Here is an 11922-nt window from a genome sequence, read left to right on the forward strand (position 1 = left end):
TTATGGAATGCAGGACAGGCTGTGCCGCATGCTGTATCGCGATTTCGATCTCATCGCCGATACCCGGGATGGCTGACGGCAAGCCGGCAGGTGTACGTTGTGTACAGCTGACGGAGGACAATCGCTGTGGGATCTTCGGTCAGAAAGAGCGCCCCGCTGTATGCAGCGGATTGCAGGCTTCGGAAGAGATGTGTGGCAGCACAGATCAGGAGGCGTTTGAACGATTGAGCTGGCTCGAACAGGAAACTGCCCCGATTTCAGCGTGACAGAGTTGTTTTGAGATAAAAGGATAATTATACTTAATATGGAAGGGGTTTGAGATAAGAAAGGGGTATTGGATGAATGGAACTTGCCAGACGGTTTGTAATGATCGTTGTGAATATGATTGGAGAACTGTGGATGGGATTCTACAGGCGAAACTCAGACTTCTATGACAAGCAGACATCAGGGGTAAAAAGCAAACTTGGCTATTATGCATTTATTATTGTGGCGGCCGCTGTAACCGTGGGCATTATAAGCTGGATGTATAGTCGGGTTTATTCATAACTTGAGCAAACATATTAAAGAGAGTATCCGCAGGCTGGAAATCAGGCGGATACTCTCTTTAATATGTACATTTCGTTTTACGTGACCGAAGAGCGGGTACTCGCTTCTTTTTTCCTCAACATACGCATGAGAATCATCTTTAGGAGCGAAGAAACGATAAAGAATATAAATAAGATGCGAAACAATTGATATCCAGACACAACCGAGAGGTTAGCATTGACTTCATGAGCCATGATGCTCATCTGATCCATTCCGCCAGGTGCCATGCTCAGCAATGATGTAGCGGCCGAGAGGGAGAACAACTTCATTAATATATAGGTCAAGCCAAGCGAACCTGCAATGAGGAGAACACTGCTCGTGATTGCGAGTGTTACGGTCTGCATCTTGCGTTGCAGCTGCTGAGGACGAAGCATCAGACCCACATGGCTGCCAATCATTAATTGCGAAATGTTAAGCAGGGAAGACGGCAGATTGGGTGTTTGCATCGTTGTGCTTAATTGAATAACACACATGACGATCATTGGTCCGAGCATAAATGCGGTGGGAAACCGAAGCTTACGTGCAACCCATGCACCAGCGACACAGAGCGGGGCATAGAGCAGGATTTCGGGGAAGAGTGCTGACCAAGTTGCTGGTTCGATCATTGGCTGATCCGTCCCCCCACCTGTTGTTCCTCCGATCCATAGACTAAATAGCAGGAACGGAACACAGAATACAATCATGATCAACCGCGTGACCTGCAAAAAAGTAACGAGCGTCAGATTGATGGATTTCATCTCTTCCGCAAGGGAGACCATCTGGGACAGTCCGCCGGGAATGCTGCCAACCAGCAGGGAGGGAAAGTCAAAGTCTGTCAGTTTAGAAGCAACAAAGGCGGTCAAGGTACATAATCCGATTAAGAGCAAGGTCATGAGCAGCATCATGGGAAGCTGGTGCAAAATGCCTTGAAGCGCTTCTCCCGTCAGTGTTAATCCGATGGAGTAACCGACGATTAGAATGCCATAGTCCCGAATGGAAGTGGGCCACAAGAGTGGCAGCTTGGCAATCTGTGAACCAATCAGCATAAAAATCATTGGTCCAAGAAGCCAAGGGATGGGGGTATGGATCGCTGTAAATATGAACCCGCCAAGGACAGAGACACCCAAACTCAGAAAAAACCGAAAGACAACGTGGGAACCGAGCTTGTGCATCAGTTCCATCTGCGTCGTCTTTCGGCTGCATGGGGTAGATTGAAGTACATGTAAGATCACTCCTGATGATAAGATACAATGATTGATCCTTGAACGGTGAAATGGCACATTACGAAGCAGAACAGGAGAGCAGGTCGATCCCGCTATCCTGCTGAATTGTTGTCATTTATCTGTTCGCCGCAATTACACGGGCAGAAGGCTTCGGTTCTTTGAACATCATATAGTACATCAGCGATGAAATCACGTATAAACTGCCTGTAATGCTGAACGTGATTGCATAACCCCAATATGTGCCATAAGTGGTCACAAGATAGGATTGAACAGGTCCCATGGTGGCCCATCCGATCATAAAAGCGGTTTGCATCAGAGAATTGGCGATTCCACGGCGTTTATCCGATACTCTGTCCACCAGAATGGCGGATTGAATCGGATTGGCCGCATTCATCAGTGCTTGTCTGAATAGGAAACTCACCGAAGCGATGAGCAGCAGATTCGTGAAGCCAGTTAACAGCAGGAAGGGCAGCGACATGACCTGGAAGATGACGACAGCCCGAACACTTCCCACCTTGGCCGCAAGTGTGGGACCAATCAGCATCGATACAATGGTCATGATCTGACCCAAAGAGATTAGCAGACTCATGGCACTTAAGGATACCGAAAAACGGTTGGTAAAATACAGGTTGAGATAAGGCACAACCAGTCCGGAACCAAACCCGATTAATAATTGGGTGATGACAAATTGTCCAATCAAACGGGAATCTTTCTTTTGGCTAAGGGTATCGTTCTTGCTGTCTTGTTCTGCAGAATGAACGACACCCTGTTTACCATCAGCTGCAGATGGTGCAGATTCAGTAACAGGTTGCACCGGTGTATCCGCTTGCGGTGCCTTCTTATCCTCGGATACAAATAACATCGGAATAAACGCAACCAGCGTGGCTGCCCCACCCACAAACAATACGGTTTGCAGACCCGTGACTTTGGCAAGTCCTGCCGTATGAAGCAAGTCTGCAAACACGCCGCCACCCAAGCTGCCAAGAACCTGAGAAGCAAGCACGAGGGAGGAATAATAGCTGAACATCTTCAGTCGTTGACTCTTCTTCACATTCTCAGCGAGGAAAGGAATGGCCAGTACCTGAAATACGCCAGCGAAAAGTCCCGAAAATACAGCAAACCAGATCAGTCCGCTGGCAGAATAATCGAAGGAACGGCCAATCAGGAAGATTCCGCTGAACAAAGCGCCGGTAATCAGGAGCCGCTTGCGGCTGAAGAAATCGCCGCATAGTCCGATGGGAACAAACATAATCGCTGTCGCAAGTGATTGTATACTTACAATCTGGCCGTTCATTGTATCATTGTAGCCGAGACCCTGAATGTACAGATTGTACAAGACAGAGAACATGCCATTTCCGATCTGATACAAGATACTTGCCAGAAAAAACAATTGAATATTGCGGGACCAGCCCCGAATTTCAGCTTGAATCTGTTGTAGAAGTCTCAAGTGGTTTCCCCCAGTCTGCCTGTGCAGTAATTTCAGTTTAACAGGAATGGGGGATTTGCGGAAGAATTGACCATTGTTTATTTTGTCATAGGAGATTCCAGCACACGGGCAATCACGAATCCATCATAACCTTTACTGCCTACAGTCTGAAGTGCTGTCGCTTCAAGACGCGGGTTGTCCGCAATTAATTTCAGGAAAGATTGAACGCCCATAACTCTTCGGTCCGTACTGTCTGCATTGATAACTTCACCGTCCCTGACGATGTTGTCACCAATGATCAGACTTCCCGGGCGAGCCAGACGCAGCGCCCATCTCAGATAATCAGGATTACTTGGTTTGTCAGCATCAATGAAGATAAAATCAAAAGGCTCCCTGTATTCTTCCTGAACGTCGGGAAGAGTAGTCAGAGCCGGACCTACTCGAAGATCAACCTTGTGCATAAGTCCTGCACGCGTAAGATTGGTTCGTGCCATATTTGCATGGTGTGGCTCAGCCTCCAGTGTAACGATGCGTCCGTGTTCGGGAAGGGCCCTTGCCATCCAGATCGTACTGTATCCGCCAAGTGTCCCGATTTCGAGCACACGTGTTGCGCCTTGTATTTGAAGCAGGAGCTGAAGGAGTTTCCCTTGATTGGGCGTTACATCATGGGCGGGCAAGCCGGCTTCTGTATTTGTACTTAGAGCCTGCTCCAGAAGGGAATCTGAGGGAATTAATAAGGCGTTCAAATAGTCGTCGACCTCACTCCAGGTTTGCTGTTGAGCAGAAACATTCAGATTGTTCATCGTCATCTGTTCCTTTCCGATTGCATGTATTGGATTTCATATTTCAACTATAAAGTGAACAGATATATAAATAAAATATATATTATGTATGTTACTATAACTTTAGATTATACATTTCAAGTGAAGGAGGTGTAAGATTTGAATTTGCACGGATTACGATTGTTTCATGCCATCGTTAGATTTGGCGGAGTTACGCGTGCGGCAGAAGAACTCAACATTAGCCAGCCAGCGGTATCCTCCCAGGTGAAGAAATTTGAGCGAGAACTGGGCATTCAATTATTCGCTTCGGAGGGGAGAAGACTGGTCCTTACCGATGCAGGAACACAGTTAACAGGTTATGCGGAACGTCTGTTCATGCTGGAACAGGATGTCGAGAACTTTGTAGAGGATTTTCGGGCGGGCAAAAAAGGGCTGATTCGTCTTACCGCAACCTATTTACCCTCGAATTTTCTGCTGCCGGGCTGGATTGCCCGTTTTAAGCAGATGCACGAGGATGTGGAGCTGGTGGTGAGTACAACCAATACCCGGATGGCTTTTGACCAACTGCTGCGTTATGAGGCCGAGATTGCGGTGTATGGTGGAAGTGGCATTACACATTCAGGTATCCATTGGGACGAATTGTTTGAAGATGAGATGTGGTTTGTCGTCCATCCTGATCATCCTTATGCGGGGAAAGAAATTGAGCTTCGGGAAATGGTAGCGGAGCCCTTCATCATGCGCGAAGAGGGCAGCGCTACACGGGAGCGTCTGGTTTCTCTTTGCACCACAAATAACCTGGCTGCTCCCCGTATTGCGCTTCAGTTTAATGGATTGAACGAAACGATCAGTGCGGTGAAAGCAGGGTATGGAGCCAACTTTATTTCTTCTCTGGTCGTAAAGGAAGATGTCCAAGAAGGCAAGCTGGCACGTGTATTCGTTCGAGGTGTGCAGTTGAAAAACACGGTAGCCGTATGTACACGAGCTGGGGAAGTGTTATCTCCTGCCGCACAGCATCTGGTTGAACTTATCAGACAGGAAGCATCATTAATGTAATAAAATAGTAGAATAATCGGATAAGAGCTAGCTTTGCATGTCATCTGTCGCTGTTTTGGCAGTTCTTCTGGAGTATAAACGGGCGTATAGGGTGACACCACCAACGATGAGAACAGGGATCCAGACTGCCGTCATAGGTACGTGGTGGAATAGAATCGCAGCTAGAATAACGCCGCACAAATAGATCACCACGGCGCCTGCGCGAAGGTACGCATCTGCTGACAGTGCTTTGACCAGTGAGCGAATATTGGCATGTCTCAGCCGTTGAAGAATGCTTACTGCATCTTCAACCACGGCGGCCAGATTGTTGGTGAGCACGGTGGTTGAGATACCGGCAATCCCAATGCGGCGCGCAGCAGTCGTTTGCATCCCCATAGCCGCGGCCAGGATGGCAATTAGCATATAGGACAATTGTTCCGAATAAGGACTGATCATCGTGATGGCAAAGAGCAGAAGCAATATACTTTCTACAGTGAACACCGTTGTAACCCGGGAAGACCAGCCATTTTTCGTCTGCACCCGTCCGATCATATGTGCCGCTATGGCATTTCCGGCAATAAAACCAATGAGGGCAAGCAGTGCGCGCAGCACAACAAATTCCTGAGCACGGGCAATCGCAATCCCCAGCAGCACAATATTGCCCGTCATATTGGCTGTAAGCACATGCCCCAGTCCCAGGTATCCGATCACATCGACCATTCCGGCAGACAGGCACAGCAGCAGCATCGCGTACTTTTGGAGGGTATTTTGATTCATGAATATCCGTCCTTTCCAAAAAACGTAGCCCCTCCAGTATACATCCACAACGCATGATCCTTCAAAATGAAGTTCATGATGCAATGTAAACTTCCCATATCAGCAAACATGTTTAAATCGTCTCTAGCTTGAAGCTAAGGTGCGGCAAGCCAGTCAAACATATTGTTCACCGCCGCCTCATGCACCCTCTCCTGAAAACGATGATCCTGTCCCCCATAAGCGTGAAACGTAACACTCACGCCTCTGCGTTTCAGCCAATGATACATCCGGGTTCCATGACTGTAATTCACCTGTGTATCCGACGTGCCATGCATGATCAGCACAGGACAGTGAAGTTTGTGTGCCTTCGACAAGGGAGAACGGGCGAGGTAAGCTTCCGGAACGGAACGTGGTGAACCGCCAAGCACTCTTTTCAATGTACGTCTCAAGTCGGTTCGTTCATGATAGGTGCGTTCCACATCGGCGACACCGCTCCAAAGCACCAGTTTATGTATCTGCCCAGGCCCTTCATTGTAGGTCGTTGCTGTATGTACGGCATTAATGGCTCCACGAGAAAATCCCATTATTGAAATTCGCTTCGTATCGGCAAAGGGCCACTCCTGAACGAGCCGGTAAGCGGCATGCACGTCTTCGGCATCTCGACCGCCATACTCGTCATGCCCTTCGCCACCCTCATTGCCACGATAGGATGGAGCAAAGACGATATAACCTTTATGGACAAATTGCTCCAGCCAAGCAGTATTTACCCCACCATAGTTGCCCAGCCCGCCGCGACAATAGATCAGAACCGGCCAACGTGCACCATTGCCGTCCAAGGTGTGTTGTTTTGCAGGAGGATAGCGGCTTGTGAGCTGTTGTACTTGCATGGATTGTTGTGCTAAGGCGAAGCCTGAAAGGGCAGAGCTGGTATATGCTTTTTCATATGCTGAGAAGGCGGGGAGGGGGCAACCGTCCGGCAGGCCTAAATAGCCTTTTACCCGGAGCGCATCGGACGAATACGTCACATGATAGAGCAGGGAGATCGACCTCTTTCATCGGAAATGGGATGCCAATGGATAATGATCCTTCTTTAGGATGCGCCTAAACGAGGTTCCCATACCTTCCAGTCAGCAACGACAATTCATTGCGAGAAATTCGTTTATTGGCTCCATATGATTTATAATGGTTCAGGAGACATTTGGATTGACCGATGTCCTCTTATTCATAAAACTAACTTTAGTGTGCACGAAGAAAGGAAGAAAACCATGATGAACGCTCCACATCCGATTGATCAATTCAAGAAATTCAAATACGAAATTACAAGATTTATGATGATCTATAAATTTGCTTTGGATCAAATGGAGACCAAAATTGAGGTGTTGAAGGAAGAGTTTCAGTCCCTGCATGATTACAGCCCGATAGAACATACGAAATCCAGATTGAAGTCACCTGAGAGCATTATGAACAAGATGTTCCGCAAAAATCATGAGTTAACCTTTGAAAGTATCAAGAATAATATTAAGGATATCGCTGGCGTACGCATTACCTGCTCCTTTATCTCAGACATTTATCGCATTAAGGATATGTTGTGCAACCAAAGTGATCTGCGTGTGCTGGAGGTAAAAGATTATATCCAGAATCCGAAGCCAAACGGCTACCAAAGCCTTCATCTTCTGGTGGAGGTGCCTGTTTACATGTCTAATGGAGAGGAACGGGCGTGTGTGGAAATCCAGATTCGTACGATTGCGATGGATTTCTGGGCCAGCCTGGAGCATAAAATCTTTTATAAATACAATAAGGATGTTCCCGAGCGTTTGACCAAAGAGCTGAAAAGTGCAGCGGACTCTGCGAATGCACTGGACCAGCAAATGGAGAGGCTGCACCGGGAGATTCAGGAAATCAAGGATGCCGAGAACGATCGGGATGAAGAAGAGCTGCGTCGTATTATCATTAACAATCAACAGTTCACACTGCCTTCCAACCTGCTCAAGCTGCTGGGAGACGGAGAACACTAAGGAAAAGAGAACTACCGCAGGGAAAGGAATATGTTATTCATATGAAAAGTACACCAGCCTCAATAAGCACCCATTCTACATCCCGGGTACGTATGGCACTGATTCTGGGGACACTGTCGGCCTTTGGCCCGCTGTCCCTGGATATGTATTTGCCGGCACTGCCCACACTGGCCGATGAATTCCAGTCTTCCACTTCTTATGCCCAGCTCAGTCTTACGGCATGTATGGTCGGGCTGGCGGCAGGACAGCTGCTGGCAGGACCTCTAAGTGATGTGCGTGGTCGTCGTATGCCGCTTATTGCGGGTCTTATTCTCTATACAATCGCTTCCATACTCTGTCTGGTCAGCCCGACCATGGGTTCTTTTGTTGTGCTTCGGTTCATTCAGGGGGCAGCGGGAGCGGCGGGAATTGTCATCTCACGTGCGGTGGTAAGGGACGTGTATTCCGGACCGGAGCTGACACGATTCTTCTCGCTCCTAATGCTGATTAATGGCGTCGCACCGATAGCTGCACCGATTATCGGTGGACAATTGCTCGCGTATACATCGTGGCGCGGCGTATTTATTTTGCTGAGTATCATCGGTATTTTGACTTTAATTGCTGTGGTGATTGGTCTTGGAGAGACCCTTCCTCCAGAACGCAGATCCAGCGGTGGGCTCAAGCAGACCCTGGTTACATTCCGCAAAATTGCGGGGGATCGCCAGTTCATGGGATATGCTTTAACCCAAGGGTTCGTCGCTGCTGGCATGTTTGCCTACATATCAGGTTCGCCATTCGTACTTCAGAAAATATATGGCATCTCCCCGCAGATGTTCAGTGTCTGCTTCGCCATTAACGGTTTGGGCATCATATTGGCAAGTCAGATCGCCGGAAGACTCGCAGGTAAAGTATCTGAAACCCGTCTGTTGATCGCAGGGCTGCTCACTGCTGCGCTGGGAGGAACATCTTTGCTCATTGCCATTCTGGCCGGAGGCAATCTGATTGCAGTCCTGATTCCTTTATTCCTCGTGGTATCCAGTGTGGGGTTGGTTAATACGGCTTCCTTCGCCCTGGCGATGGCCAATCAGGAGAAATCGGCAGGCAGTGCCTCTGCTCTTATTGGGGTAATGACGTTTCTCTTCGGCGGCATTGTCGCTCCGCTCGTAGGTCTGGGAGGAGAAAATACGAGCTGTGCCGATGGGCATTGTTATCGCTTGTGCGGATCTTGGCGCGTTGCTAATTTACGTTGTAATGGTAGGCAAGAGCGGCAGACGTCAGGATAATCAGCGATTGGTGTAAAAAAGTATTGTGTTGTTGCTTGGCAAAAAAGCGCTCCAAGTGGAAGGTTCTGTCCTTCAGCTGGGGCGCTTCTTCTATGTCTGAACGAGTTTTAGCAAAGAGCAAACAAAATTTGTGTATTGAGCAGGATACCTGGAGTCAGAAAAGGATAGAAGTAACCGATGACAAAACCGAACAGATTGGTGGAAGGCCACATTAAGTATACGTCATTGTACGTAAATACAAGAGACCAGCGGTTGTAACAGAAATTTTGCAGTACACGTTGCTCGGGATCACGAGGCGTTGCTACTCCGGTTTGGGCAAACTGCACGGCCTGAGTCAGATTCTGTGGTTGTTGCTGGATGAATAGCGGTAGAAGGCCGGGACTGCTTTTGATCAGGTTATATAGAAAGACCATCTCTGAAGGGGGCTGACCTACAGGGCGAGGATAGGCGCTAAGCAAGGTGGGCAGATTGCTCTGTGACAGCTGAGCAGGAACACCCGGCGTCGTCCCAGGTACGCCTCCAGGAAAGTAGGGAGGTTGACCGCCTGTGCCTCCGCCTCCACCTGGAATATAAGGGGGGTAAGAACCCGGTCCTCCCGGAATACCTGGCACGGGCTGACCGCCTGGAGCGCCACCTGGAAACAAAGGAGGGAGCTGATAGGAGCGATCTTCTCCATAAGCTGAATATGTGTTATATACGTAATCCATGTACGAACATCCTTCCTGTCGTCGTATTCTGGAATTAGCATATGGCGGCATTCGCCCAAATGTGAATCGTTCAAATGAATGCCATTCGGCCTTATCGGGCAAAAACTGCATTGACAACTACGTTGATAACAATTATCATTGTCAATGGAATTGGACAAAAGTACATACAAGTATAATATGCATGAATAATGTATAAACGTCTAAGTCTGTCATAACAACTCAATCCATTGAGGTGTTCATTTCGAAAGGGGATAGTCACGTGTTTAAACAAAATAAAAAAATGATCATGCTTCTGATCACGGTAATGGTCATGTCTATTTGGCTGGCAGCATGCGGATCGAAGCCAGCAGAGAACGGTTCAGCAGCAGGAGAGAACAATACTGCAACGGAGACAGAGACACAAACAGAAGCTCCGGCAGAACGTACTCTGACAGATGCAATGGGCCATGAAGTGAAAATTCCGGCGAATCCCGAGCGTATTATCGCTTCCTATCTGGAAGACAACTTGGTTACACTTGGCGTTAAGCCTGTTGCCCAATGGTCTGTAGCCAACGGAATTCAGGAGTATTTGCAAAAGGATCTGGACGGTATTCCTACCATTGCCTTCGATCTTCCTTTTGAAGCGGTCGTAAGTTTCAACCCGGATCTGATTATTATCGGTTCGGAAAGTGTGGTTGAAGGCGAAAAATACGCGCAATACAGCAAAATTGCACCTACGTATGTACTTGGTGATGAGATCAATAACGACTGGCGTAAAGCGTTGCTGAAAATCGGTGAGATTTTGAATAAAGGTGATGAAGCACAAAAAGCGCTGGATGATTACGAAGTCAAAGCCAAAGAAATCAAAGGAAAACTGGACACAGTTACAGGTGGAACGAAATCTGCTGCAGCCATTTGGCTGGTGAGTGGCAAGTTCTTCATCGTAAGTGACAACGTATCGAGTGGAGAAGTAATGTACAAGGACCTTGGGCTTGCAGAGCCTGAAGTGGTGAAAGAAATCTCTGCCAATGCGACGGGCAACTGGTCTTCCATCTCGCTTGAAAAATTGGCGGAAATGGATGTTGACTACCTCTTCTTTGTGAACAGTGATGAAGGTACTGGCGCAGAAGCACTCAAAGATCCGGTTTGGCAGAGCATCCCTGCGGTGAAAAATGGTAACTTGTTCGAATTTACCCGTTCAAGCAGCTGGTTGTATAGCGGAGTCCAAGCAAACCTTCAAATTATGGAAGACATCCAAAACAGTATCGTAAAATAACAGATATCAAATACGAAGTCGAATATTTATACTCCATGGTGCGATGAGCACCATGGAGTTTTTTTGTGATTTCAACATTTTACGATATATAATATTAATGAAGAGAAGCTCTTGAGAGATGAGTATCGCTTCATGACAAGGAAGGGGACATTCTGAATGTTTACACTAGATCCACGCGAATTAACCGGAAGAGAAAACTATAAATTGATGAGCGGTTCGGTGGTACCACGCCCAATCGCATTTGTGACAACACTTTCTCAAGATGGCAGCGTCATTAATGCAGCGCCCTTCAGTTTTTTTAATGTAGTCAGCTCTGACCCGCCGCTATTATCCATATCCATTGCTCGCAAGGAAGGGGTTATGAAAGATACGGCACGCAATGTGCTTGCCATGCAAGAACTGGTTGTACATATTTGCGATGAAGCAATCGCTCTGGATATGAACGAGACAGCAGCGATGCTGGAGCCCCACGAAAGTGAGCTGGAACGGACCAATCTGACGACTGTGCCAAGTAGCGTGGTGTCCGTACCGGGGATACAGGAAGCGCTTGTTCGGATGGAGTGCACACTCTATCAGCATATTCCGATATCGAACGATGAGGGGAAACCCGTGAGTGATCTGCTTCTGGTTCGCATTGTACAGTATCATTTCAGTGAGAACGTGTATGATCCTGCCACCAAATATATATTAATGGACCAGCTGAAACCAATCAGCAGACTGGCAGGAAATGACTATGCCAAACTTGGCGAGAGATTTACAGTGGTCCGCCCGGAGTAGCATCGGTTCAGGCTGAACAGCCTGTAGATGGATAGGTCTATATAATAATCTTCGTCTAATAAGGCGGACAACTTATGTGTAATTCGCATATGTTGTCCGTCTTTGCTTGTTTCGTGAACATAA

Annotated in this window: 12 protein-coding genes and 1 pseudogene; 7 read left to right on the forward strand and 6 right to left on the reverse strand. The window is 47.7% G+C overall.

The window, feature by feature from the left end; all coding sequences use genetic code 11:
• The first annotated feature begins 2 nt into the window (after positions 1-2).
• Entirely contained in the window at positions 3-266 is a 264-nt protein-coding gene (locus QP794_RS11675) for a YkgJ family cysteine cluster protein (RefSeq protein ID WP_285076680.1), read from the forward strand.
• 76 nt (positions 267-342) lie between these two features.
• Positions 343-546 (forward strand): hypothetical protein, encoded by a 204-nt coding sequence (locus tag QP794_RS11680; RefSeq protein ID WP_285076682.1) that lies wholly within the window; start codon positions 343-345, stop codon positions 544-546.
• A 77-nt stretch (positions 547-623) separates the two neighbouring features.
• Here the strand turns inward: QP794_RS11680 and QP794_RS11685 are convergent, their stop codons facing one another.
• The 3 genes from QP794_RS11685 to QP794_RS11695 all read right to left on the reverse strand — a co-directional run bounded on the left by QP794_RS11685 (position 624) and on the right by QP794_RS11695 (position 4016).
• Positions 624-1796 carry an AbrB family transcriptional regulator gene (locus QP794_RS11685; protein ID WP_285076684.1) on the reverse strand — a complete coding sequence of 391 codons (1173 nt, stop codon included), beginning with the start codon at positions 1794-1796 and terminating at the stop codon, positions 624-626.
• A gap of 106 nt (positions 1797-1902) precedes the next feature.
• Positions 1903-3234: an MFS transporter gene (locus QP794_RS11690; protein WP_285076686.1), complete on the reverse strand. Its 1332-nt coding sequence runs from the start codon at positions 3232-3234 to the stop codon at positions 1903-1905.
• Positions 3235-3311: 77 nt separating this feature from the next.
• On the reverse strand, positions 3312-4016 hold the full coding sequence (locus QP794_RS11695) for an O-methyltransferase (protein ID WP_483311899.1): 705 nt from the start codon (positions 4014-4016) through the stop codon (positions 3312-3314).
• 138 nt (positions 4017-4154) lie between these two features.
• Between QP794_RS11695 and QP794_RS11700 the strand changes: the two genes are divergently transcribed.
• Entirely contained in the window at positions 4155-5048 is an 894-nt protein-coding gene (locus QP794_RS11700; RefSeq protein ID WP_285076690.1) for a LysR family transcriptional regulator, read from the forward strand.
• 27 nt (positions 5049-5075) lie between these two features.
• Here QP794_RS11700 and QP794_RS11705 read toward each other — a convergent pair whose 3' ends face one another.
• Both QP794_RS11705 and QP794_RS11710 read right to left on the reverse strand, forming a co-directional pair.
• On the reverse strand, positions 5076-5804 hold the full coding sequence (locus QP794_RS11705) for a YoaK family protein (protein WP_285076692.1): 729 nt from the start codon (positions 5802-5804) through the stop codon (positions 5076-5078).
• A 134-nt stretch (positions 5805-5938) separates the two neighbouring features.
• Complete coding sequence (locus tag QP794_RS11710) at positions 5939-6808, reverse strand: alpha/beta hydrolase family protein (RefSeq protein WP_285076694.1); 870 nt, start codon at positions 6806-6808, stop codon at positions 5939-5941.
• Between the two features lie 243 nt (positions 6809-7051).
• On the opposite strand from QP794_RS11710, the gene QP794_RS11715 reads away from it, so the two are divergent.
• Together QP794_RS11715 and QP794_RS11720 are read left to right on the forward strand one after the other, a co-directional pair.
• Complete coding sequence (locus tag QP794_RS11715; RefSeq protein WP_024631866.1) at positions 7052-7798, forward strand: GTP pyrophosphokinase; 747 nt, start codon at positions 7052-7054, stop codon at positions 7796-7798.
• 41 nt (positions 7799-7839) lie between these two features.
• Positions 7840-9076, forward strand: a pseudogene (locus tag QP794_RS11720) (multidrug effflux MFS transporter).
• A gap of 91 nt (positions 9077-9167) precedes the next feature.
• On the opposite strand, the gene QP794_RS11725 reads toward QP794_RS11720, so the two are convergent.
• The gene (locus tag QP794_RS11725; RefSeq protein WP_285076696.1) at positions 9168-9767 is read right to left on the reverse strand and encodes a hypothetical protein; all 600 of its coding nucleotides are present in this window, start codon (positions 9765-9767) and stop codon (positions 9168-9170) included.
• Between the two features lie 259 nt (positions 9768-10026).
• Between QP794_RS11725 and QP794_RS11730 the strand changes: the two genes are divergently transcribed.
• Positions 10027-11022: an iron-hydroxamate ABC transporter substrate-binding protein gene (locus QP794_RS11730; protein ID WP_285076698.1), complete on the forward strand. Its 996-nt coding sequence runs from the start codon at positions 10027-10029 to the stop codon at positions 11020-11022.
• A 156-nt stretch (positions 11023-11178) separates the two neighbouring features.
• Positions 11179-11799, forward strand: a complete 621-nt coding sequence (locus QP794_RS11735; protein WP_285076699.1) for a flavin reductase family protein — start codon at positions 11179-11181, stop codon at positions 11797-11799.
• Positions 11800-11922: the final 123 nt, after the last annotated feature.

The sequence above is a fragment of the Paenibacillus sp. UMB7766-LJ446 genome, assembly GCF_030226665.1.
GTDB lineage: Bacteria > Bacillota > Bacilli > Paenibacillales > Paenibacillaceae > Paenibacillus > Paenibacillus vandeheii.

Coding starts and splice junctions, on each gene's coding strand:
- QP794_RS11675 (WP_285076680.1), top strand. CDS start 3: ATGGAATGCAGGACAGGCTGTGCCGCATGCTGTATCGCGATTTCGATC.
- QP794_RS11680 (WP_285076682.1), top strand. CDS start 343: ATGGAACTTGCCAGACGGTTTGTAATGATCGTTGTGAATATGATTGGA.
- QP794_RS11695 (WP_483311899.1), bottom strand. CDS start 4,016: ATGAACAATCTGAATGTTTCTGCTCAACAGCAAACCTGGAGTGAGGTC.
- QP794_RS11705 (WP_285076692.1), bottom strand. CDS start 5,804: ATGAATCAAAATACCCTCCAAAAGTACGCGATGCTGCTGCTGTGCCTG.
- QP794_RS11715 (WP_024631866.1), top strand. CDS start 7,052: ATGAACGCTCCACATCCGATTGATCAATTCAAGAAATTCAAATACGAA.
- QP794_RS11725 (WP_285076696.1), bottom strand. CDS start 9,767: ATGGATTACGTATATAACACATATTCAGCTTATGGAGAAGATCGCTCC.
- QP794_RS11735 (WP_285076699.1), top strand. CDS start 11,179: ATGTTTACACTAGATCCACGCGAATTAACCGGAAGAGAAAACTATAAA.